The sequence below is a fragment of the Cryobacterium sp. MP_3.1 genome (assembly GCF_035984795.1).
GTDB classification, from domain to species: Bacteria; Actinomycetota; Actinomycetes; order Actinomycetales; family Microbacteriaceae; genus Cryobacterium; species Cryobacterium zongtaii.
Genome location: NZ_JAXCHV010000030.1, coordinates 1 through 23,816, shown reverse-complemented (window position 1 = coordinate 23,816; position 23,816 = coordinate 1). Strand labels below are relative to the sequence as shown.

Genomic DNA, 23,816 nt, shown 5'->3' with positions numbered 1-23,816 from the left:
CTCCCAGCCGTTGCCCTCCTGACACACTTCCCCGGTGCCAGGCGGAACGGATGGGGATCAGGCCCCAGGATCCGGCCCCGGTAGCTATGAACAACAACAACGACAACAACGACACGAACAACGAGATGAACAGCGACAAGACCCCCGATGCCTCGGCCGAACGGCCGCAGCTCAACGAGATCCACACCCCGGTGCTGCTCGAGCGCAGCATCGAGTTGCTCGGCCCGGTCCTGGCCGCGCCCGGCGCGGTCCTCGTCGACGCCACCCTCGGCATGGGCGGTCACGCCGAGGCCATGCTGACCCGGTTCCCCGGTCTCACCCTGGTGGGCCTGGACCGCGACCTCGACGCCCTGGCCATCGCCGAGGAACGCCTCAAGCCGTTCCGTGACCGCATCCACCTCGTGCACACCGTCTATGACGGAATCCTCGACGCGCTGGCCGGCCTCGGTATCAGCGAGGTGCAGGGCATCCTCTTCGACCTCGGCGTCTCCAGCATGCAGCTCGACCAGGTCGAACGTGGCTTCTCCTACTCCAAGGATGCTCCGCTGGACATGCGCATGGACAGCACGTCGCCGCTTACCGCCGAGCGGATCCTCGCCGACTACAGCGAGGGCGACCTCCGCCGCATCTTCCAGGAGTACGGCGAAGAGAAACTTGCCGGCCGATACGCCAAGGCGATCGTGGAGGCCAGGGCGACGACCCCGTTCGTGCGCTCCGCCCAGCTTGTCGAGGTGATCACCAAGGTCACTCCGGTTGCCGTGCAGCGCATGGGGCACCCCGCCAAGCGGGTCTTCCAGGCGCTCCGCATCGAGGTCAACCAGGAACTGGCCGTCCTCGAACGCGCCATCCCCGCCGCGATGGAAGCGGTGGCCGTCGGCGGCCGCATCGTCTCGATGGCCTACCAGTCGCTCGAAGACCGCATCGTCAAGCGGATGTTCGCTGCCGCATCGCAGTCGAGCGCCCCTGCCGGCCTCCCCGTGGAGCTCCCGGAGCACAAACCGCTGTTCACCCTGCTGATCCGGGGCGCCGAACTGGCCTCCGAAGAAGAAAAAGCCATCAACCCCCGTGCAACATCGGTTCGCCTGCGTGCCGCCGAACGACTGAGGAGAGCCGAATGAGCGACAACCTGGCCCGGGTGCTGACAACAGAACCGCTGCGCCCCGACTTCACCGAACGCAGCGGCGCCGACGAACGCCGCCACATCGAGATCGTAAGCCCCAGCACCCACACGCGTCCCCGCGTCGTCTACGCGCTGTCAGCGGTGGCCTGCGTCGGTGCCGTCATCGTGGCTCAACTGTTGCTGAGCGTGGGGATTTCCCAGGGTGCGTATGAGATCTCGGCCCTGCGGGCCAGCCAGGTCGAACTCGGCCGCACCGCCGACAGCGTGAGTGAAGACCTCATCCGCGTCTCCTCGCCGCAGAGCCTGGCCGCCAACGCCGAAGCACTCGGCATGGTCAGCAACTCCACCCCGGCCTACCTGCGGCTGTCCGACGGCGCCGTTCTCGGGGCGCCGACTTCCGCCAGCGGCGGAGCGGCCGGCGCCGCCAGCCTCGTTCCCAACTCCCTGCTCACCGGGGTTCCCCTCGTCACCCAGCTGCCCGCCGGCGGCCAGGGAACCAGCGTCGCCTCCGGCGCGCCTGCCGCCGGAACCGCCCCTGCGGCGGTTACGGTAGCCGACGGCCTGCCGTCGCCGACCACTCGATAGACACGGCAGTCCGATACGGGAGGACCACCACGTGGCGAGAACAAACATGTCCAGCAAGCGCAGGATCGCGGCGACCATCGTTGTACTCGTCGCCATCATCGGCGTGTTCGTCGTTCGCCTCGTCGATATCCAGGTGGTGCGCGCTGACACCCTCAGCGCCGACTCCCTCGGCAATCGGTCGGTCGAGAGAACCGTCTACGGCTCGCGCGGCGAGATCCTCGACGCCAACGGCGTGGTGCTGGCCGGGACCGTGATGCGGTACGACGTGGCACTCTCGCCCAAGAACGCCTCGCCGTTCACCCGCACCGTCGACGGGGTCGAAACCACGGTGCCGCTGGCCCAGTCCGTGGCGGACATCGGCGCCATCGTCGGACTGCCCACCGAGAAGGTCCAGGCCCTCATCACCGAGGCCCTCGCCGACAACCCTAAATCTGACTACGCGCTCGTCGCCAGGCAAGTCGGCGTCGATGCGTTCCGGGCTCTGTCCGCCCTCGATATCCCGTGGCTCACCTTCCAGCAGAACCCGGGCCGGGTCTACCCCAACGGCGCCGTCGCCGGCAACCTCGTCGGCTTCGTCTCCTCGGCGGGTGAGGCTCAGGCAGGCCTGGAAGTCGGCCAGGATTCCTGCCTCGCCAGCAACAACGGCTCGGAGACCTACGAGCGCGGCGCGGACGGCGTGCGGCTGCCGGAAAGCACCGTGACCACCGAGCCCGCCTCCGACGGCAGCGACGTCATCACCACCATCGACTCCGACCTGCAATTCTTTGTGCAGAAGGTGCTCGCCGAGCAGGCCCAGAAGACCGGAGCAGCGTGGGGCAACGTCATCGTGCAGGAGGTCAAGACCGGCAAGCTCGTCGCCGTGGCCGACTACCCGAGTGTCGACCCCAACGATGTCAGCGCGACGACCAACCCGGAGGATCGCGGCTCACGCGCATTCACGGCCTCCTACGAGCCCGGCTCCACCTTCAAGGCCCTCACCGCGGCATCCGTGATCGACGCCGGCGTGGCGACCCCTGAATCACAGGTCGTCGCCCCCTACCGTTACCTGCCGGAAAACGGCGCCAACATCAATGACAGCTCGTCACACCCCGACCTCAACCTCACCCTCACCGGGGTACTGATCGAGTCGTCCAACACCGGCACGTCGCAGTTCGGTGAGCGTTTGACCAATCAGCAGCGCTACGACTACATGACCAAGTTCGGGGTCGGCACCGAAACCGAGAGCGGTTTCCCCGGCGAAGACCCCGGCATTCTGCACCCGGCCGACGAGTGGGACAACCAGACCCAATACGCCACAATGTTCGGCCAGGGCCTGACCACGACGGCACTGCAGGTCTCGAGCATCTACCAGACCATTGCCAACGGCGGGGTCCGGATGCCCGTGCAGCTGGTCTCCGGCTGCCGCGCCGCAGACGGCACCCTCACCGACGTCCCCGCGGCGGAGGGCACCCAGGTCGTGTCGGCCGAGGCGGCACGCGACACAGCGGACATCCTCGAGATGGTGTACCAGAAGGCCTGGCTGGCCGACACCTGGGAAATCCCGGGCTACCGGGCCGCCGCCAAGACCGGTACCGCACAGATGCCGGACGGCAACGGCGGGTACTCCAAGGGCTACCTGGTATCGGTCTCAGGCTTCGCTCCGGCCGACGATCCGCAGTACGTCGTTTCGGTGAGTCTGGCCGACCCTGTTAACATGAATTCGTCAGCAGCCCCCGCTCCGGTCTTTCAAGAGGTCATGAGTCAGGTGCTGAAAAAGTACCGGGCAGTTCCCTCGGGCGCCGCCGCGCCTGATCTCCCCGGTACCTGGTAAGAAAGTGAGCCTCGTGACCGATTTGGCACCCTCGGCTCTCCGTCCTCAGCATCCGGTCCCGCGATCGTTGTCCGGACTGGTCGATGAATTTGAGCTTGACGTCCGCGGCGACACCGCGGGCGTAGAACTGACCGGCGTGAGCCTCAGCTCGCGCACGGTGCAGCCCGGCGACCTGTTCGTCGGCGTGCCCGGACGGATGATCCACGGGGCATCCCACATCATGGCGGCCCGAGAAGCCGGGGCCGTTGCCGTACTGACCGACGAGGCCGGCGCGCTGCTGGCCGCCGATTGCGGCCTCCCGATCCTCGTCACGGCGGATGTGCGCGCCGCGCTGGGCACCGTGGCGGCCTGGATCCATCGCACGGTCGATAACCCTGCGGACCTGTTCGCCGTCACCGGCACCAACGGAAAGACCAGCGTTGTCTATCTGTTGTTCGCCATTCTCAGTCAGCTCGGTGTCGTCGCCGGGCTCACCTCCACAGCGGAGCGCCGGATCGGCGACATCGCCGTGACCAGTTCCCTGACCACTCCGGAGGCCAGCGAACTGCACGCCCTGCTGGCCCGGATGCGCGAAGCCGAGGTCCGGGCCGTCGGCATCGAGGTCTCTGCCCAGGCGATCAGCCGCCACCGGGTCGACGGCCTGGTCTTCGATGTCGCCGGGTTCACCAACCTCTCCCACGATCACCTCGACGACTACGCGTCGATGGAGGAGTACTTCGAGTCGAAGTTGGAGCTCTTCCAGCCCGACCGGTCCCGCCGCGGAGTGGTCACGGTGGACTCCGAGTGGGGCCGCCGCATCGCGTCGGAGAGCCGGATCCCGGTGACCACCCTCGGCAACAACCCCGTGGTCGGGTCGGCAGACGCCGACCGCAGCCCGGCCGACGCCGACTGGCGCATGAACGTCGTGCGGACCGGTGCCCGCTTCACCGAATTCACCCTCGACGGCCCCGACGGCCGTCGGTTGCAGACCCGGGTGCCCCTGCTCGGCTGGTACATGGCCGCCAACGCTGCCCTGGCCATCGTGATGCTGGTGGAGAGCGGCTTCGACCTTGCCGCCATCGAGCATGCCCTCACCCGCGACGGCGGCATCAACGCCTACATCCCTGGGCGTGCCGAACTGATCTCCGGCGACCGGGGCCCGCTGGTCTACATCGACTACGGCCACAGCCCGGATGCCTTCCTCAACACCCTCGGCGCGATCCGCGACTCCACTGCCGGGCGCATCATCATGGTCTTCGGCGCCGACGGCGACCGGGACAAGACCAAGCGCGCCGCTATGGGCGCCATTGCCGCCCGCGGTGCGGATGCCGTCGTCATCACCGACTTCCATCCGCGATTCGAAGACCCGGCCACCATCAGGGCGACCCTGCTCGCCGCGGCACGGGAAGCCGTGCCGGAGGGGGAACTCTACGAGGTCCCCGACCCCGCCACAGCCTTCCGCCGCGCGCTATCGTTGGCCGCGGAGGGCGATGTCGTGCTCTACGCAGGGCCCGGCCACGAGAACTACCAGGAGGTAGCCGGAGTGAAGCTCCCGTATTCAGCCAGGGATGACGCCCGACTCGCACTGCAGGAAGCCGGGTGGCTGTAATGATCGCCCTGACCCTGGCGGAAATCGCCGCAGCCATGAACGGCACTCTTCACCTTCACACCGGGCACCTCGTCGACCCGTCTGCCTCTGACGCCCTGACCGGCGAATCACTCGTCGGCGGGGCCGTGCACACCGACTCCCGCGAGGTCACCGCCGGCGACATCTTCGTCGCCAAGCCGGGGGAGGAGACCGACGGTCATCTCTTCGCGCCGGCCGCCGTCGCAAGCGGCGCCGCCGTGATCATCGTCGAGCGGGTGCTCGACCTGCCCGTCGCCCAGGTGCTCGTTCCCGACGCCGTCGTCGCCCTGGGCGACCTCGCCACCACGGTGATCGCCCGGGTCCGCGCCGCCGGCCGACTCAAGGTCATCGGCATCACCGGATCCAACGGCAAGACCACCACCAAGAACCTCCTGCGCGCCATCCTGGAACGCGTCGGCCCCACCGTCGCCGCGCGCGCCTCCTTCAACAACGAGGTCGGCGCACCGCTGACCATGCTCGAAGTCACCGGCGAGACCCAGTTCCTCGTCGCAGAGATGGGCGCCAGTGCCGAGGGTGAAATCCGGCGCCTGGTCCGGATGGCCCGGCCGGACATCGGCATCGTGCTCAAGGTCGGCCTGGCCCACGCCGGCGGTTTCGGCGGCATCGAAGCCACGGTGCGCACCAAATCAGAGATGGTCACCGACCTCGGCCCCGACGACATCACCATTCTGAACAGGGACGACGACAGGGTGGCCGGCATGGCCGCCGTCACCGCAGCCCGCGTGGTGTGGTTCGGTGAGAGCGACGGCGCCACCGTACGTGCTTCCGCCATCCACGGCAGCCGAACCGGAACGAGCTTCACCCTGCACCTGCCCGGCGGCGAGAGCCGACCGGTGTCTTTCAGGGTCCTCGGCGAACACCACGTAATGAACGCCCTGGCCGCCGCCGCGGCGGCCGACGTCCTCGGGGTTCCCATCGACGACATCGTCACCGCGCTCGAATCCGTCACCGTCGCCGAACGCTGGCGCATGGAGGTCATGGGCGGACGGGACGACATCACCGTCATCAACGACGCCTACAACGCCAGCCCCGATTCGATGACCGCGGCCCTCAAGACCCTCGCCCAGATCCGGAAGCCCACCGGGCGGAGCATCGCCGTACTCGGCGAGATGAGCGAACTGGGCGAGCTCTCCGGCGAGGAACACGACCGCATCGGGCTCCTCGCGGTGCGGCTGAACATTTCCCAACTCATCGTGGTCGGCCGCGCCGCCCGGCGCATGCACATCAGCACCATCAACGAGGGCTCCTGGGACGGGGAATCGGCCTACGTCGACACCGCGGACGAGGCCTTCGAGCTGCTCCGCGACACCATCAAGCCTGGCGACACCGTGCTCGTCAAATCATCAAATTCGGCCGGACTCCGATTCCTCGGCGACCGACTGGGAAAGTTGTACTCGTGGTAGCCCTCCTGCTAGCTGGAGCGATGTCCCTCGTCTTCACGCTGCTCCTGACCCCGCTGTTCATCCGGCTCTTCCACAAGCTCGGCTGGGGCCAGTTCATCCGCGATGACGGACCCAAGAGCCACCACGCCAAGCGCGGCACGGCCACCATGGGCGGCATCATCATCATCGTCGGCGTCCTGGTCAGCTACTTCCTCGCCATGTGGATAGAACATCGGCCGCTGACGGCATCCCCGCTGCTCGTGCTGTTCATGATGGTCGGTCTCGGACTGGTCGGCTTTCTCGACGACTACCTCAAAACCCGCAACCAGCGCAGTCTCGGTCTGGGCGGCTGGCAGAAGATCGCCGGCCAGGTCGTCGTCGCCGGCGCGTTCGGCTGGATGGCGTTGCAATTCCCCGACAAGAACGGCCAGACGCCTGCCTCCACGCACATCTCTTTCATCAGGGACCTGCCTCTGGACTTCATGAAGCTCGGTACCTTCATCGGCATCGCCGCGTTCATCATCTGGATCTGCCTGATCGTCGCCGCCACCTCCAACGGCGTCAACGTCACGGACGGTCTCGACGGCCTCGCCACCGGCTCCCTGGTCTTCTCGATCGGGTCCTACATCATTATCGGCTTCTGGCAGTCCAACCAGTCCTGCAACACCGGCGGATCCGACATCGCCGACATGTACAAGTGTTACGCCGGCCCCGACTCCTTCGACCTGGCCATCGTGGCCGCCGCGATCGTCGGCGGGCTCATCGGCTTCCTCTGGTGGAACACCAGCCCGGCGAAGATCTTCCTCGGCGACACCGGCTCGCTCGGACTCGGCGGGGCGCTGGCCGCGCTGGCGATCCTCAGCCGCACCGAACTGCTGCTGGTGCTCATCGGCGGCCTCTTCGTGATCGAGGCCGGCTCGGTCATCGTGCAGCGTGCGTACTTCAAGGTCACCCGAGGCAAACGGATCTTCCTGATGAGCCCGATCCATCACCACTTCGAACTCAAGGGCTGGGCAGAGGTCACCGTCGTGGTGCGATTCTGGATCATCGGCGGACTGCTCGTTGCCGCCGGTGTCGGAACGTTCTACCTCGAGTGGCTGGCCCGCGTATGAGTGCCCACTCCGTCGACGACCCGGCCACCGAACCCGATCGCCTCAACGCCCTGACCAGTTGGCACTCGGACTGGTCCGGCCTGCGGGTAGCCGTCCTCGGACTCGGGATGACCGGATTCGCCGCCGCGGACACCCTGGCAGAGCTCGGCGCTGAGGTCCTCGTCGTCGCCGGCCGCGCCCCCGACGAGCGTGCGCGCCTGCTCGAGGTCCTCGGCGTCCCCCTGGTCACCGCCGACCTTGACGCCGCGCCCCCGGCCCTGGTCGAGCACAATCCCGAGCTGGTCATCGTGTCGCCGGGATTCCACCCTGACCACCCGCTGCTGCTGTGGGCCGCCGAACAGGGCATCCCGGTCTGGGGCGACATCGAACTGGCCTGGCGCCTGCGCGACAAGGTCGGCCCCGCTGCACCGTGGATCCTCGTCACCGGCACCAACGGCAAGACCACGACGGTGCAGATGACCGCGACGATGCTCGCTGCCGGCGGCCACAGGGTCGCCCCCTGCGGCAACATCGGCGTGCCCGTGCTCGACGCCATCCGCGACCCCCAGGGCTGGGACGTGCTCGTCGTCGAGCTGTCCAGCTATCAGCTGCACCACCTGCCGTTGACCGGCCCCGGCGCCCTGGTTCCGGTCTCCAGCGTCTGCCTCAACATCGCCGACGACCACATCGACTGGCACGGCTCCGCGAGCGCGTACCGGGATGCGAAGGCCAAGGTCTACTCGAACACCTCCGTCGCCTGCGTGTACAACAAGGCCGACCTCGCCACGATGCGGATGGTCGAAGACGCCGACGTCAGCGACGGCGCCAGGGCCATCGGGTTCGGCCTGGGCGTGCCTGGACCCAGCGACCTGGGAATCGTCGACGGGATCCTCTGCGACCGGGCGTTCCTCGAGGACCGTTTCGACAGCGCCATCGAGCTCACCACCATCACCGACCTCGCCGCCGCCGGGCTGGCCGCTCCGCACGTGGTGGCCAACATCCTGGCCGCCGCAGCCCTTGCCAGGTCCTTCGACGTGTCGCCGGAAGCGATCCGGGCGGCCCTGGCCACGTTCAGTCTCGATGCCCACCGCATCGAGGTCGTGGCGATCCGCGACGGCATCAGCTGGGTCGACGACTCCAAGGCAACCAATCCCCACGCGGCGGATGCCTCGCTGGCGGCATTCGACTCCGTCGTCTGGTTGGTCGGCGGCCTGCTGAAGGGCGTCGACATCGGTGACCTGGTGGCCAAGCACGCCGGCCGGCTGCGCGGCGCCGTGGTGATCGGCGTCGAGCGCGAGGAAGTCCTCGCGGCATTTAGACGACACGCCCCCGCCCTGCGCGTCTTCGAGATCGACTCGGATGACACTGGTGAGGTCATGCCGTCCGCGGTCGTTCTGGCCGCATCCCTCGCCACTGCCGGAGACGTGGTCCTGCTGGCCCCGGCGGCGGCATCCATGGACCAATTCGCCAGCTACGCGGAACGCGGGTCGAAGTTCGCCCAGGCCGTACACGATTATTTGGGAGGTGGGTCGCATGAAGACTCGTCCTCGTACCCGGGTGCCTGAGGCCGCCGAGAACCATAGTTCTCAGGACCGCGGCAGTAGCCTGACGCGGATCAACCTCGGCCGGGTGTTCCGGGCCGAATCCACCAACTACCTGCTCCTGCTGGGCACTACGCTCTTCCTGGTCGTCTTCGGCCTGGTCATGGTGCTGTCCTCCTCGTCGGTGGACTCCTACCTGGAAGACGCCGGATTCTTCGGTGGGCTGTTTCGGCAGGGCATCTTCGCGGTGCTCGGAATCCCGCTGATGCTCGTGATCAGCCGGCTGCCCGTGACGTTCTGGAAACGCATCGCCTGGCCGGCCCTCGGCATCGCCAGTTTCTTCCAATGTCTGGTGATCTTCACCCCGCTCGGCGTCACCGTCGCGGGAAACACCAACTGGCTCTCCATCGCGGGTGTCCAGTTCCAGCCCTCCGAAGCCATCAAGGTGGCCCTGGTGATCTGGCTCGGCGTGATCCTCGCGCAGAAGAAAGACAAGCTCGACGACTGGCGACACGTGTACATCCCCGTGTTCGGCGTCGGCGGCGGCGCGGTCATGCTCGTGATGATCGGCGGTGACCTCGGTACCGTGATCATCATGGCCGGCATCCTGTTCGGCGCGCTGTTCTTCGCTGGGCTGCGACTGCGGATGCTCGCCCTGCCCCTGATCGTCGGCGCTGTCGCCGGCATCCTGCTCGCCATCAGCAGCGAGAACCGGATGACCCGCATCCTCAGCTTCGCCGCGGAGGGCTGCGACGAGGTGAAGGGCACCATCTCCGCCGCGTGCTGGCAGCCTCTGCACGGCACCTGGGCGCTGGCCAACGGGGGAGTGTTCGGCGTGGGGCTGGGCAACTCCAAGGCCAAATGGTCCTGGCTGCCCGCCGCCGACAACGACTACATCTTCGCCATCATCGGTGAAGAACTCGGCTTGATCGGGTGCATCGTCGTCCTGCTGATGTTCGTCCTGCTGGCGTTCGCTTTCATCCGCATCATGCGTGGCACGGCCAACATGCAGATCAAGGTCACCACCGCGGCCGTCATGGTCTGGATCATCGGCCAGGCCCTGGTGAACATCGGTGTGGTGCTGGGCGTCCTCCCGGTCCTCGGTGTGCCCCTGCCGCTGATCTCCGCCGGTGGCACGGCGCTGCTGACCACCCTCGCGGCGATCGGGGTGGTGCTGTCCTTCGCCAGAAGCGACCACAACCTGAGCGAGGACGCCAAGACCCGCGACCCTGCGGCCGCGCCCGCACGCCCGGCGCCCGTCGGTGCCGCACCGAAACGAGGAACCACCCGATGACCACATACCTGCTGGCCGGGGGCGGTACCGCCGGCCATGTCAACCCGCTGCTCGCGGTCGCCGACGCGCTGCGCCTGCGCGAGCCCGACGCGACGGTCCTCGTCCTCGGCACGGCCGAGGGCCTCGAGGCCCGGTTGGTCCCCGAACGCGGCTACGAACTGCTGATCGTCCCGCGGCTGCCCTTCCCCCGGCGGCCCAACCGCGCGGCGCTCGGCTTCCCGCCGAGATTCAATCGCGCCATCAACGACGTGGTCACCATCCTGCGCGACCGCCGCGTCGACGTCGTCGTGGGCTTCGGCGGTTATGTCGCCACGCCGGCCTACCTGGCCGCCCGCCGGGCCGGCGTACCCATCGCCATCCACGAAGCCAACGCCAAGCCCGGGCTGGCCAACCGGGTCGGCGCCCTACTGACCCGTTCGGTCGGGGTCGCCTTCGCCGGTACCCGGCTGCGCCACGCCAGGGTCGTCGGCATGCCGCTGCGCCGGGAAATCGAGACTCTCGATCGGGCCGGCTCCCGCGCGGCCGGGTTGGCCTTCTTCGGCCTCGACGCCGACCGGCCGATCCTGCTGGTCACCGGCGGCTCGCTCGGCGCCCGCCGCATCAACCGCACCGTCGTGGATTCCGCGGCCGTCCTCACCGGCGCCGGCTGGCAGGTGCTCCACATCACCGGCAACTCCGCCGAGGTCGACGATCCGAACCTGCCCGGCTACCGGATGATCGCGTACTGCGACCGGATGGACCTGGCGCTCTCCGTCGCCGACTTCGCCGTCTCCCGCGCCGGAGCTGCCACGGTCTGCGAATTGAGCGCCCTCGGGATCCCCGCCGTTTTCGTGCCATACCCGGTCGGCAACGGCGAGCAGCGGTTCAACGCCGCCGACGTCGTGGCCGCGGGCGGCGGAATCCTCGTCGATGACGCCGCCTTCCTGCCGGGCTGGGTCCGGTCTGACTTGCTTCCGGTCCTCGCCGAGCCCGAGCGCATCCACGGCATGAGCGTCGCCGCCCTCTCCGCGGGCGTGCTCGACGGCACCGGGCGCACGATCGACCTCATCGACGAGGCGGCGGGTGCGACCGCACCGCACTCCGCGTAACGTTGAACCCGCAGAACCTGCACCACCCCGCGCACCGCCAGCCAGAAAGACCTTCACGTGATCAAGCCTGACCTGACCCTGATAGTTCCCGAAGACCTCGGCACTGTGCACTTCGTGGGCATCGGCGGCTCGGGAATGAGCGGCATCGCCCGACTGTTCCTGGCCGCGGGCCACACCGTGACCGGGTCAGACTCGCGCGACTCCGACAATGTGCACGCGCTCCGCGAGCTGGGCGCGACCATCACCATCGGTCACGACGCGGCCAACGTCGGCGATGCGGACAGCCTCGTCGTCACCGGCGCACTCTGGCAGGACAACCCGGAGTACGTCCTCGCCACCGAACGCGGTCTCCCGGTGCTGCACAGGTCCCAGGCGCTGGCCTGGCTGATCCGCTCGCACCGGCTTGTCTCGGTCGCCGGCGCCCACGGCAAGACCACCTCGACGGGCATGATCGTCACCGGCCTGCTCGGCCTCGGCCAGGACCCCAGTTTTGTCAACGGCGGGGTGATCGAATCGCTCGGCGTCAGCGCCGGCAGCGGCGCCGACGACCTCTTCGTCGTGGAGGCCGACGAGTCCGACGGCTCGTTCCTGCTCTACAACACCGGCGTTGCGCTGATCACCAACGTCGACCCGGACCACCTCGACCACTACGGCTCGCTCGAGGCCTTCGAAGCGGCCTTCGTCGAATTCGCCCAGAACGCCGACGAATTCGTCGTGGTCTCCTCGGACGACCCCGGCGCCGTGCACGTCACCGCCCGGCTCACCGACAAGCGCATCATCACCTTCGGCGAGGCCGAGGGCGCCACGGCGCGGGTGCACTCCATCGGCACCAGCGGACCGGTGAGTTTCACCGTGACCTGGGATGGCGTCGATTACTCCGCCACCCTGCGCATCCCCGGCCGGCACAACGCCATCAACGCGGCGGGCGCCTTCGCCGTGCTCGTGGGGCTCGGCTTCGAGCCGGCCGCCTCCCTGGCGGCGATCTCGGCGTTCGGCGGCACCGAGCGCCGGTTCGAGCTGCACGGCACCGTGCGCGGTGTGAGCGTCTACGACGACTATGCCCACCACCCCACCGAGGTCGCCGCGGCGCTGGCCGCCGCACGCACGGTGGTCGGCGCCGGCCGGATCATCGCCGTGCACCAGCCGCACCTGTACAGCCGCACCCGGCTGTTCGCCCAGGAATTCGCCGACACCCTGGAGAAATACGCCGACGAGACCATCGTGCTGGCGGTCTACGGCGCCCGGGAAGACCCCGAACCCGGCGTGACCGGTGCGCTGGTCTCCGAACGCTTCCAGGACCCGGCCCACGTCGCCTACATCCCCGAGTGGCAGGATGCTGCCGACTACCTCGGCACCATCGCCAGAGACGGCGACTTCGTCGTGACACTGGGCTGTGGAGACGTGTACCGCATCGTTCCGCAGCTGCTCGAATCTCTCGCCGATGAGTCGGCGGCGGGTACGCGCGGATGAGTCACCGTCCAGGCGCTCACGCATGAAGCGTCCCGCAGGCCCTGCGGCGCGACCAACGGCACCGAAGCCCGCTGCAGCGAAACCAGCTGCGACGACACCGCCGCCTGCCCCTGAGCCGCGCCAGCAGCCTGCCCGCGGGCCTCAACGGCCGGCTGCCGGCCCCGGCGCCGCGCCCACCCGTGCCGAGCCTGAGGCGCTGACCGAGCCCATCGTCCTGCCGGCCGGCGCTGCGTCCGACACCCCGGCGACAGATGCCCCCACGAAACGGCGGCGCCCGGGCGGCTTCAGTCTGCCCAAACGCGGCGTCAAGGCCGCCGCCGCACGGGACGCTCCGGAGACGTCGACTCCAGAAACGTTGAGACAGGAGCCCCCGCTGACCGCGCGAGCGGCCCGGTCCCGGCTGCGAGCGGCTCGGCGTGCCCGGAAGCAGTACGAGCGCAACGAGGTGCGTCGCTTCACCTCCCGCTCCCGCCACCGCCGGAATCTCTGGCTCGCAGCCGGCGGCACCGTGCTCGCCCTGGTGGCCTTCGTCCTGGTCGGCGTGTTCTCCCCGCTGATGGCGTTGCGCACCATCGAGATCACCGGAACCAACCGCATCCCGGCCGCCGACGTGGCGCAGGCACTCGAGGGGCAGCTGGGTACCCCGCTGCCGCTCCTCGACCTCGCCGAGGTGAAGGGGCAACTGAGTGAATTCAGCCTCATCCGCAGCTACGTCACGGAGAGCCGACCGCCGGATACCCTCGTGGTGCGCATCGTCGAACGGGAGCCCGTCGGCGCGATCACGTCCGCCGCCGGCTTCGACCTCGTCGACGCGGCCGGTGTGGTCATTCAGAGCGGACCGGACCGGCCGCAGGGCTACCCACTCATCGACGCCGCCGGTGGTGCCAGCGGTGCCGGTTTCCAGGCCGCGGTCGCCGTGGTCGGAGCACTGCCGGAGGGCATCCGCGGCCAGTTGGACAGCGTGACAGCCGCCACCAAGGACGATGTGACGCTCACCCTGGGTGGGGGAGCGCGGGTCCTGTGGGGAAACGCTGAGCGCAGCGAGTACAAGGCGCTCGTTCTGGCGGCCCTACTCGTGAGCCACCCCGTCGGCAGCGTGACCGAATACGACGTGTCATCGCCGGACAGCGCCGTCGTTCGCTGAAACCGACCGGGTATTCGCGACACGCGGGCGCGCCTCCCCAAGCCATCCGCGGTGGCACCTAACTTCGAATTTAGAATTGCATACTCAGAATAACTTTAAGCCTCGAGTAGAGGTTTAGGGTTCCACCGGAGGCCGGACGTGTCAACTAATCAGAACTACCTAGCAGTCATCAAGGTTGTTGGAATTGGCGGCGGCGGCGTGAACGCCGTCAACCGCATGATCGAGCTCGGCCTCCGAGGGGTCGAATTCATCGCCATCAATACGGATGCCCAGGCACTCCTGATGAGCGATGCAGACGTCAAGCTCGACGTCGGCCGCGACCTCACCAGGGGTCTCGGCGCCGGAGCGGACCCCGAGGTCGGCCGTCGCGCCGCCGAGGACCACGCCGAGGAAATCGAAGAAGCGCTGGCCGGAGCCGACATGGTCTTCGTCACCGCCGGCGAAGGCGGCGGCACCGGTACCGGTGGCGCCCCCGTCGTCGCCCGGATCGCCAAGTCCATCGGCGCCCTGACCATCGGTGTTGTCACCAAGCCGTTCGGCTTCGAGGGCAAGCGTCGTCAGGCTCAGGCCGAGACCGGTGTCGCCTCGCTCAAGAACGAGGTCGACACCCTCATCGTCGTGCCGAACGACCGCCTGCTGGAAATCAGCGACCGCGGCATCAGCATGCTCGAGGCCTTCGCCACCGCCGACCAGGTGCTCCTCGCCGGCGTGCAGGGAATTACCGACCTGATCACCACCCCCGGCCTGATCAACCTCGACTTCGCCGACGTCAAGTCGGTCATGCAGGGAGCCGGCTCCGCCCTCATGGGCATCGGTTCCTCGCGCGGAGCGGACCGGGCCATCAAGGCGGCGGAACTCGCCGTGGCCTCTCCTCTGCTCGAGGCGTCGATCGATGGCGCCCACGGCGTGCTGCTCTCCATCCAGGGTGGCTCGAACCTCGGCATCTTCGAGATCAACGACGCCGCCCGCCTGGTCCAGGAGGCCGTGCACCCCGAAGCCAACATCATCTTCGGTGCCGTCATCGACGACACCCTCGGTGACGAGGTGCGCGTCACCGTCATCGCCGCGGGTTTCGACGGCGGTGAGCCCGGTGCCAAGGTCGCTGAGGTCCGTCGTTCCGACCTGGTCGCTGCCGGTGTGGCAGCGGGAGTCTCCGGTGGCGCCTCCGGCGCCATCGCGGGTGCCTCTGCCGCAGCAGACAACGCCCCGGTCGCCGAGCCCAGCGGCTCGGTGTGGTCCAGCGACCCCGCTGCGAGCACTCCGGTCGCCGACCCGGCCTTCGAGGACGATTCAGACGACCTGGACATCCCCGATTTCCTGAAGTAATGAGCGAACCGGACCTCGCCCAACGGCTGGCGAACGTGCGCGGCGGCATAGCCGACGCCGCACGGCTCGCCGGTCGCTCGGTGGACGACATCACCACGGTCGTGGTGACCAAGTTCCAACCGGTGTCCCTGATCCGTGAGCTCCTCGAGCTCGGGGTGCGGGACCTCGGCGAGAGCAGGCACCAGGAGGCCCAGGCCAAGGCGGCCGAACTGGCCGGAGCCGGCATCCGCTGGCACTTCGTCGGTCAGGTGCAGGGTAAGAAGGCCCGCCAGGTGCGGGCCTACTCGTCGGTGATCCACTCGGTGGACCGGGAGTCGCTCGTGACCGGCCTTGCCGCCCCGGTGGCGGAGCACGCCGGCGCCGTCGAGGCCGGTGCCGAGGTGGACTGCTTCGTGCAGGTCAACCTCACCGAGGACCCGGCCAGGGGCGGGGTGTCGATTCCGGACCTCGCACCGTTGGTGGAGCGGGTTCTGTCGGCCCCGGGCCTCCGGCTGCTCGGGCTCATGGCCGTCGCGCCGCTCGGCGCGGAACCGAAGCGCTCCTTCGCCCTGGTCAGCGAGCTGGGCGCCCAGATGCGCGGCATCGCTCCCGACGCCAGGTACCTGTCGATGGGAATGTCCCAGGACTACGCGGCCGCCATCGCCGAAGGCGCGACACACCTGCGAATTGGCACCGCAATCACCGGGAATCGCCCGGCAGCGGTTAATCTGAAAACGTCGTAATACCAACACGGAGGTCGAGATGTCCAACCCGCTCAAGAAAACCATGGTCTACCTGGGTCTGGCAGACGAAGAGCTGGAATATGAGGCGCCGGCAGCGGCTCCCGTCTCCACTCTCCCCACCCAGTCAGCCCATGTGGCGTCGTCCCACGCTGCTCCGGCGAACGCCGGCCGCGCACCGGTCACGCCGTTGCACAAGACCTCCACCCCCAAGAATGTTGTCGTGTCCGAAATGAACGAGATCCTTACCGTCCACCCGCGCCAGTACCGCGACGCGCAGGTGATCGCCGAGTCCTTCCGTGATGGAATCCCGGTCATCATCAACCTCTCCCAGATGAGCGATGCCGATGCTCGCCGTCTCATCGACTTCGCCAGCGGCCTGTCCCAGGGCCTCTACGGCAAGATCGAGCGCGTAACGGCCAAGGTCTTCCTGCTGTCGCCGTCGCACGTCGTCATCTCCGGCGACAACGCCGTCGAGGAGGGGGACGCCGATTCCTCCTTCTTCGCTCAGTCATAACCCGACGTGTCCGTAGTCAACCTGGTCCTGGGGATCGCGTACTACTTCCTGCTGCTGTACTTCTTCGTCATGTGGGGCCGATTCATCGTCGACCTCGTCCGGGGAATCAACAGGTCGTGGCGGCCGCACGGGTTCGTCCTGGTTCTCATTGAGCTGGTCTACACGCTCACCGACCCGCCGATCAATTTCTTCCGTCGGATCTTCCCGCCGCTCCGCGTCGGCCCGATCGCGTTCGATTTTGGCTGGAGCCTGACCATGCTGTGCTGCATCATCGGCATGTGGATTACGGCGATTCGGTTCTGACACGCAGCCTCACCAGGGCCTCGGCATGTATTCTTGATCGATGACGGCCAACCGGCCCGGTACAACACCGAGTGCCAGTTGGTCGTAAGCACGTGTTCGCACAACTGTTCGCAATTAAGTTTTGAGGTGGAAAGCCATGGCGCTAACTCCGGAAGATGTAGTCAACAAGAGGTTTCAGTCGACCAAGTTCCGCGAGGGATATGACCAGGACGAGGTTGACGACTTCCTCGACGAGGTCGTTGTCGAGCTGCGACGCCTGACCCAGGAGAACGAGGACCTCAAGGCCCGTCTCTCCGGCGGCGAGGTCGCACCTGCTGCTCCGGTCAGTGCCGCTGCGGCCAAGACCGCTGAGCCCGTCAACACTCCTGAGCCCGTCGCAGAGCCCGTCGCTGCCGTCGTGCCCGAGCCCGTCGCTGCAGCACCCGTCGCCCCGGCGCCGGTTGCCGAGCCGATCGACGAGACCGCCGGCACGACGAACCTGTTGCAGCTGGCCCGCCGCCTGCACGAGGAGCACGTCAAGGAAGGCGCCGAGAAGCGCGACGCCCTGATCGCTGAGGGCCACGCCACGGCTGCCCGCGTGATCGCGGAGTCCGAAGCCAAGCAGCGCGCCCAGATCAACGTCCTCGACAAGGAGCGTGCCGTGCTCGAGAACAAGATCGAGGAACTGCGCACCTTCGAGCGCGAATACCGCCAGAAGCTGAAGAGCTACATCGAGGGTCAGCTGCGCGACCTCGACTCCACGTCGCCCGTCGGCGCGGGTGCGGGCAAGGACTCGGGCAACTCGCCGAAGGCGAGCTTCCAGGGCTTTGGCGCGTAACAACCCCTCGAAGGTCAGTTACCGCGCACGTATCGTCCTGGCCCTCGTGGCCGTGGGCGGGTACGCGTTTGATCAGATCAGCAAGGCCCTCGTCGTCAGCTCGATGACAGAGGGTCAGACCGCCCGGGTTCTGGGTGATGTGCTTCAACTGCACTTCATCCGGAACCCCGGCGCGGCCTTCTCCTTCGCCACCGGCCTCACCTGGGTGTTCTCACTCATTGCGGCCGGTGTCGTCGTGTTTGTCGTGTGGTTCGCCCCACGCATCCGCTCGAGCCTGTGGGCGATCGTTTTCGGTCTCCTGCTCGGCGGAGTGCTCGGCAACCTGACCGACCGACTGTTCCGGGAGCCGTCTTTCGGCCTCGGGCACGTCGTAGATTTCATTTACACCCCGTGGATGATGCCGGCCATCTACAACATCGCGGACTGCTGCATCGTGGTGAGCATGGCGCTCTTCATGCTGCTCACCCTGCGTGGCATCGGCCTCGACGGCCGTCGCACACCGACATCCGACCCGGATGCCGCCGAACCGGCCGTCAGCACCGTGCCCGCCGCTAGCGCCGCGCCCCTCACCCCCTCCAACTGAACGGCATCATGGAAAACCGAGCCCTTCCCCTGCCCGACGGTTTGGACGGTGTACGCGTTGACGCGGGCATCGCCAAGCTGTTCGGCTTCTCCCGCAGCTTCGCGGCCGAAATCGCCGAGTCCGACGGGGTCACCCAGGACGGGGTCGTGGTCGGCAAGTCGGACAAGCTGCGCGCCGGGGCGTGGCTCGACGTGAGCTGGGCGCCCAAGCAGGACCTCGTCATCGTGCCCATCGCGGTACCCGATCTCACGATCGTGCACGACGACGACGACATCGTCGTCGTCAACAAGCCATCCGGCGTCGCGGCGCACCCCAGCGTGGGCTGGACCGGCCCGACGGTGCTGGGCGCCCTCGCCGCCGCCGGCTACCGCATCGCCACCTCCGGTGCGTCCGAACGGGCCGGCATCGTGCACCGTCTCGACGTCGGGACGAGCGGCCTCATGGTCGTCGCGAAGTCCGAACACGCGTACACGCACCTCAAACGGGCCTTCCACGACCGCGAGGTCGACAAGATCTACCACGCCGTCGTGCAGGGCCACCCGGACCCGTCCAGCGGCACCATCGACGCGCCGATCGGGCGCCACCCGCGCTCCGACTGGAAGTTCGCTGTGATCGCCGGAGGCAAGGACTCCGTCACTCACTACGAGACCCTGGAAGCCTTCCCCTCCGCGTCCCTGCTCGAGGTGCATCTGGAGACCGGTCGTACCCACCAGATCCGGGTGCACATGGCCGCCCAGCGGCATCCGTGTGTCGGCGACGCCATGTACGGTGCCGACGCGAAGATCTCGGCCAGGCTCGGCCTCACCCGGCAGTGGCTGGTCGCCAAGCAACTCTCCTTCGAACACCCGACCAGCGGCGAATGGGTCACCTTCAACGCCGAGTACCCAGACGACCTGGCCAACGCTCTGCGCATACTGCGCGGCGACTAGGCCGCGTTAATCAGGGCAGGGCGTCCTCCGGCGCTTAGGCTGGAAGACCAGCACCCCCACTTCGTCATCAGATAAACCCCAGAGCAGCTGGAGCAGTCGTGTCGCCGCAGAATGATTCGTTCGTCCACCTCCACGTGCACAGCGAGTACTCCATGCTCGACGGCGCCGCGCGGGTCAAACCGTTGATCGCGGCGGCCGCCGAACAGAAGATGCCGGCCATCGCCGTCACCGACCACGGCAACGTGTTCGGCGCGTTCGATTTCTGGAAGACTGCCACGGATGCCGGGATCAAGCCGATCATCGGCACCGAGGCATACATCACGCCGGGCACCGACCGTCGCGACAAGACCCGGGTGCGCTGGGGCACCAACGCCCAGAACCGCGACGATGTCGGCGGTAGCGGGGCGTACACCCACATGACCCTGCTCTCGGAGAACACCGAGGGAATGCACAACCTGTTCAGGCTCTCGTCCCTCGCGTCGCTGGAGGGCTACTACTTCAAGCCGCGAATGGACCGCGAACTGCTCAGCACCTATTCCAAGGGTCTGATCGGTACGACCGGATGCGTGGGTGGCGAGGTGCAGACCCGTCTCCGGCTCGGCCAGTACGACGAGGCCAGGCAGGCCGCGGGGGAGCTGAGGGACATCTTCGGGAAGGACAACTTCTTCTGCGAGATCATGGACCACGGCATCGACATCGAGCGCCGCACCATGACGGACCTACTCACGTTGGCCAAGGAACTCGATCTGCCGCTGGTGGCGACCAACGACCTGCACTACACCCACGCGCACGACGCGACAGCGCACGCGGCGCTGCTCTGCGTGCAGTCGGCATCCACCCTGGACGACCCCAACCGGTTCAAGTTCGACTCGAACGAGTTCTACCTCAAGACCGCCGCCGAGATGCGCCACCTGTTCCGGGACAACCCGGAGGCGTGCGACAACACCCTGCTCATCGCCGAGCGGTGCGAGGTCAAGTTCAACACCTCGGCCAACTACATGCCCCGGTTCCCCACCCCTGAGGGCGAGAACGAGGAAAGCTGGTTCATCAAGGAGACCGAACTCGGCCTCATCCGTCGCTATCCGAACGGCATCACGGCGGCGGTGCGCAAGCAGGCCGACTACGAAGTCGGAGTCATCACCCAGATGGGCTTCCCCGGCTACTTCCTGGTCGTCGCCGACTTCATCAACTGGTCCAAGGAGAACGGCATCAGGGTCGGCCCAGGTCGTGGCTCCGGCGCCGGGTCGATGGTCGCGTACGCCATGGGCATCACCGACCTCGACCCGCTGGTGCACGGCCTGATCTTCGAGCGATTCCTCAATCCCGACCGCGTCTCCATGCCCGACTTCGACGTCGACTTCGACGATCGTCGCCGCGGCGAGGTCATCCACTACGTCACCGAGAAGTACGGCTCCGAGCGCGTCGCGCAGATCGTCACCTACGGCACCATCAAGGCCAAGCAGGCGCTGAAGGACTCCAGCCGGGTCCTGGGCTTCCCGTTCGGCATGGGCGACAAGCTCACCAAGGCCATGCCGCAGCCCATCATGGGCAAGGACATGCCGCTCACCGGCATGTTCGACAAGGACCACCCCCGCTACCGTGAGGCCGGCGACTTCCGCGCCGTCATCGAGACGGATGCCGAGGCGCGCACGGTCTTCGACACCGCGCTCGGCATCGAGAACCTCAAGCGCCAGTGGGGTGTGCACGCCGCCGGCGTGATCATGTCCTCCGACCCGCTCATCGACATCATCCCGATCATGCGCCGCGAGGCCGACGGCCAGATCGTCACGCAGTTCGACTACCCGGCCTGCGAGAGCTTGGGCCTGATCAAGATGGACTTCCTGGGGCTGCGCAACCTCACCATCATCGACGACACCCTCGACAACATCGAAGCGAACCGTGGCCACCGCCCGGTGCTCGAAGACCTCGACCTCGATGACGTGCTCGCCTACGAACTGCTCGCCCGCGGCGACACCCTCGGGGTGTTCCAGCTGGACGGCGGCCCGATGCGCGCTCTCCTGCGCAGCATGAAGCCCGACAACTTCGAAGACATCTCCGCCGTCATCGCGCTCTACCGGCCCGGCCCCATGGGCGCCAACTCGCACACCAACTACGCGCTGCGGAAGACCGGTCAGCAGGAGATCATCCCGATCCACAAGGAGCTCGAGGAGCCCCTCAAGGACATCATCGGCGGAACCTACGGCCTCATCGTCTATCAAGAGCAGGTGATGTCGATCGCGCAGAAGCTGGCCGGCTTCACCCTGGGTCAGGCCGACCTGCTGCGACGCGCGATGGGCAAGAAGAAGAAGTCGGAGCTGGACAAGCAGTTCGAGGGCTTCTCCGGCGGAATGATAGCCAACGGCTACTCAATGGAAGCCATTACCACCGTCTGGAACATCCTTCTACCGTTCTCTGACTACGCCTTCAACAAGGCCCACTCGGCGGCCTACGGTGTGCTGTCCTACTGGACCGCGTACCTCAAGGCGCACTATCCGGCCGAGTACATGGCCGCCCTGCTCACCAGTGTCGGCGATGCCCGCGACAAGCTGGCGCTGTACCTCAACGAGTGCCGCCGGATGGGCATCCAGGTGCTGCCGCCGGATGTCAACGAGTCGATCGGCTTCTTCGCTGCTGTCGGCACCGACATCCGCTTCGGCCTGGGCGCTGTTCGTAACGTCGGTTTCAACGTGGTGGAAGCCATCCGGGCCGCCCGCACCGAGAAGGGCGACTTCGAGTCGTTCCACGATTTCCTTCGCAAGGTCCCGCTCCAGGTCACCAACAAGCGCACCGTCGAGTCCCTGATCAAGTCCGGCGCCTTCGACTCCCTCGGAGCCACCCGCCGCGCCATGTTCGAGATCCACGAGGGCGCCGTCGACTCCGCCGTCAAGATCAAGCGTGACGAGTCGCACGGCATGGTCGGATTCGACTTCGACAGCCTCTTCGACGATCCGCAGGAGACCGATCAGGTGCCGGACCGGCCGGAGTGGAGCAAGAAGGAGAAGCTCGCATTGGAGCGCGACATGCTCGGCCTCTATGTCTCCGATCACCCACTGGCAGGCCTCGAGATTCCGCTGGCCAAGCACGCCAGCACAACGATCACCGATCTGATCAGTTCCGAGCACACCCAGGATGCCGATACCGTCACCGTGGCCGGCCTCATCACCAATGTGCAGCACCGCATCGCCAAGAAGTCGGGCAACCAGTACGGCATCATCTCGGTCGAGGACTTCGGCGGCGAGATCGACGTCATGTTCATGGGCAAGGCGTACCAGGAGTTCTCCCTGGACCTCGTCAGCGACTCCGTCGTGGTGGTGCGCGGCCGGGTGAGCATGCGCGATGACGGCATGAACCTGCACGCCTACAGCATTTTCGCGCCCGAGCTCGGGCAGGCGTCCGATCACGGCACCCTGTCGATCACCCTGTTCGAAGCGCGAGCCACCACGGATACCGTCACCCAGCTCGGCGAGGTGCTCAAGAGACACGGCGGCACCTCAGAGGTGCGCCTGAAGTTGATCAAGGGAGACACCGCCCGCGTCTTCGAGCTGCCGAGCCGGGTCACCGTGACCGCCGACCTCTTCGGCGAACTCAAGAGCCTCCTGGGCCCGTACTGCCTGACTTGACCCTCTGCCCGCTCCAGCTGGATTCGGGCGGAGGCCCGGTCAGAACGGCGGGTTCTCGGGCACCGGCGGTGTCGGGTGCCGGGTCGGCCGCGGCCGGGGCATCAGGTAGCTCTCGTCGTCGGGCCGCCTCCGGGTCTTCGGCCCCATCACCGGTGGCTGTGGCCGGGGTGGGCCGATCGGGTTCGCCGGGTCGGTGCGGTAGCTGCGTTTCCCGGGGGAAGTCCAATGCAGGACCCCGCCGGGTTCCTGGGTCACCCGCCAGTGGCTGAGGTGTTTGAGCCGGTGGTGGGGTTCGCAGAGGTGGGCGAGGTTGTCGCAGTCGGTGTTGCCGCCACCGGCCCAGGGGTCGGTGTGATCGACGTCGCTGGTCACCGCGGGACGCGAGCAGCCCGGGAACCGGCAGGTTTCATCGCGCACCCGCAGGTACTTTTTCATGGCCTTGGTGTTCTTGTGCTGGGTCTTTCCCAGTGAGAGCACCACCCCGGTTTCCGGGTGGGTCAGCAGCCGGGTGAAGCTCGGTGCGTGCCCGGCGATCTCCCGTGCGACCTCCGGGGAGATCGGCCCGTACACTTCGAGGGTGGCGGGGTCCTCGTCCAACCCCAGCAGAGTGAGCACGGGCACGGTGACCATCACCGTGCCGCGGATGCCGGCGCCCATCCCGTCGGGCGTGATGCCGTCCAGCAGCAGGGCGGCGGTGATGTCGGCGCGGAGCTGGTCGAGGGTGCGGGTCGGGAGCTCTTCCGTGGCGTCTGGGGGGAGGCCGAATGCGGTGCCGCTTCCGCTGCCGGCGGTGTCGGACGCGGTGTTCCCCGAAGGCGCGGGATCGCCGAGGTGTTTGAGCTTCACGGCC

General features: G+C 67.4%; 20 protein-coding genes. 19 read left to right on the top strand and 1 reads right to left on the bottom strand.

Annotated elements, in window-relative coordinates:
- The first annotated feature begins 125 nt into the window (after nucleotides 1-125).
- The 19 genes from rsmH (at nucleotide 126) to dnaE (ending at nucleotide 22,966) form a co-directional block, all read left to right on the top strand.
- On the top strand, nucleotides 126-1,118 hold the full coding sequence (gene rsmH, locus RCH12_RS15350; RefSeq protein ID WP_327017444.1) for a 16S rRNA (cytosine(1402)-N(4))-methyltransferase RsmH: 993 nt from the start codon (nucleotides 126-128) through the stop codon (nucleotides 1,116-1,118).
- The gene (locus RCH12_RS15345; protein ID WP_103431711.1) at nucleotides 1,115-1,705 is read left to right on the top strand and encodes a hypothetical protein; all 591 of its coding nucleotides are present in this window, start codon (nucleotides 1,115-1,117) and stop codon (nucleotides 1,703-1,705) included. Before rsmH ends, RCH12_RS15345 begins: the two co-directional genes overlap by 4 nt.
- Before the next feature lie 31 nt (nucleotides 1,706-1,736).
- Complete coding sequence (locus tag RCH12_RS15340; protein WP_243399205.1) at nucleotides 1,737-3,515, top strand: peptidoglycan D,D-transpeptidase FtsI family protein; 1,779 nt, start codon at nucleotides 1,737-1,739, stop codon at nucleotides 3,513-3,515.
- Between the two features lie 13 nt (nucleotides 3,516-3,528).
- A complete protein-coding gene (locus tag RCH12_RS15335) occupies nucleotides 3,529-5,103 on the top strand; it encodes a Mur ligase family protein (RefSeq protein WP_103432117.1) in 1,575 nt (524 codons plus the stop codon).
- Complete coding sequence (locus tag RCH12_RS15330) at nucleotides 5,103-6,545, top strand: UDP-N-acetylmuramoyl-tripeptide--D-alanyl-D-alanine ligase (protein ID WP_327017443.1); 1,443 nt, start codon at nucleotides 5,103-5,105, stop codon at nucleotides 6,543-6,545. Before RCH12_RS15335 ends, RCH12_RS15330 begins: the two co-directional genes overlap by 1 nt.
- Nucleotides 6,539-7,636, top strand: coding sequence for a phospho-N-acetylmuramoyl-pentapeptide-transferase (gene mraY, locus RCH12_RS15325; RefSeq protein WP_327017437.1), 1,098 nt, complete (start codon nucleotides 6,539-6,541; stop codon nucleotides 7,634-7,636). The genes RCH12_RS15330 and mraY overlap by 7 nt, the downstream gene beginning before the upstream one ends.
- On the top strand, nucleotides 7,633-9,180 hold the full coding sequence (murD, locus tag RCH12_RS15320; RefSeq protein ID WP_103431715.1) for a UDP-N-acetylmuramoyl-L-alanine--D-glutamate ligase: 1,548 nt from the start codon (nucleotides 7,633-7,635) through the stop codon (nucleotides 9,178-9,180). Before mraY ends, murD begins: the two co-directional genes overlap by 4 nt.
- The gene (gene ftsW / locus RCH12_RS15315; RefSeq protein ID WP_327017436.1) at nucleotides 9,149-10,450 is read left to right on the top strand and encodes a putative lipid II flippase FtsW; all 1,302 of its coding nucleotides are present in this window, start codon (nucleotides 9,149-9,151) and stop codon (nucleotides 10,448-10,450) included. The genes murD and ftsW overlap by 32 nt, the downstream gene beginning before the upstream one ends.
- The gene (locus RCH12_RS15310; RefSeq protein ID WP_327017435.1) at nucleotides 10,447-11,538 is read left to right on the top strand and encodes a UDP-N-acetylglucosamine--N-acetylmuramyl-(pentapeptide) pyrophosphoryl-undecaprenol N-acetylglucosamine transferase; all 1,092 of its coding nucleotides are present in this window, start codon (nucleotides 10,447-10,449) and stop codon (nucleotides 11,536-11,538) included. Before ftsW ends, RCH12_RS15310 begins: the two co-directional genes overlap by 4 nt.
- A 57-nt stretch (nucleotides 11,539-11,595) precedes the next feature.
- Nucleotides 11,596-13,008, top strand: coding sequence for a UDP-N-acetylmuramate--L-alanine ligase (murC, locus tag RCH12_RS15305; protein WP_327017434.1), 1,413 nt, complete (start codon nucleotides 11,596-11,598; stop codon nucleotides 13,006-13,008).
- A gap of 22 nt (nucleotides 13,009-13,030) precedes the next feature.
- Complete coding sequence (locus RCH12_RS15300; protein WP_327017433.1) at nucleotides 13,031-14,152, top strand: FtsQ-type POTRA domain-containing protein; 1,122 nt, start codon at nucleotides 13,031-13,033, stop codon at nucleotides 14,150-14,152.
- Nucleotides 14,153-14,290: 138 nt separating this feature from the next.
- The gene (gene ftsZ / locus RCH12_RS15295) at nucleotides 14,291-15,478 is read left to right on the top strand and encodes a cell division protein FtsZ (protein ID WP_103431720.1); all 1,188 of its coding nucleotides are present in this window, start codon (nucleotides 14,291-14,293) and stop codon (nucleotides 15,476-15,478) included.
- Nucleotides 15,478-16,200 (top strand): YggS family pyridoxal phosphate-dependent enzyme, encoded by a 723-nt coding sequence (locus RCH12_RS15290; RefSeq protein WP_327017432.1) that lies wholly within the window; start codon nucleotides 15,478-15,480, stop codon nucleotides 16,198-16,200. The genes ftsZ and RCH12_RS15290 overlap by 1 nt, the downstream gene beginning before the upstream one ends.
- 19 nt (nucleotides 16,201-16,219) lie before the next feature.
- A complete protein-coding gene (locus RCH12_RS15285; protein ID WP_088456065.1) occupies nucleotides 16,220-16,714 on the top strand; it encodes a cell division protein SepF in 495 nt (164 codons plus the stop codon).
- Nucleotides 16,715-16,720: 6 nt separating this feature from the next.
- Nucleotides 16,721-17,017: a YggT family protein gene (locus RCH12_RS15280; protein WP_088456066.1), complete on the top strand. Its 297-nt coding sequence runs from the start codon at nucleotides 16,721-16,723 to the stop codon at nucleotides 17,015-17,017.
- A 136-nt stretch (nucleotides 17,018-17,153) separates the two neighbouring features.
- Complete coding sequence (locus tag RCH12_RS15275) at nucleotides 17,154-17,834, top strand: DivIVA domain-containing protein (protein WP_088456067.1); 681 nt, start codon at nucleotides 17,154-17,156, stop codon at nucleotides 17,832-17,834.
- Nucleotides 17,824-18,417, top strand: coding sequence for a signal peptidase II (gene lspA, locus RCH12_RS15270; protein WP_327017431.1), 594 nt, complete (start codon nucleotides 17,824-17,826; stop codon nucleotides 18,415-18,417). The genes RCH12_RS15275 and lspA overlap by 11 nt, the downstream gene beginning before the upstream one ends.
- Nucleotides 18,418-18,425: 8 nt before the next feature.
- Nucleotides 18,426-19,346, top strand: coding sequence for an RluA family pseudouridine synthase (locus RCH12_RS15265; protein WP_327017430.1), 921 nt, complete (start codon nucleotides 18,426-18,428; stop codon nucleotides 19,344-19,346).
- A gap of 152 nt (nucleotides 19,347-19,498) precedes the next feature.
- Nucleotides 19,499-22,966, top strand: a complete 3,468-nt coding sequence (gene dnaE / locus RCH12_RS15260; protein WP_442784582.1) for a DNA polymerase III subunit alpha — start codon at nucleotides 19,499-19,501, stop codon at nucleotides 22,964-22,966.
- A 39-nt stretch (nucleotides 22,967-23,005) separates the two neighbouring features.
- On the opposite strand, the gene RCH12_RS15255 is transcribed toward dnaE, so the two are convergent.
- Nucleotides 23,006-23,816: HNH endonuclease signature motif containing protein (locus tag RCH12_RS15255; protein WP_327017428.1), on the bottom strand; the 811-nt coding region annotated here is incomplete at its 5' end.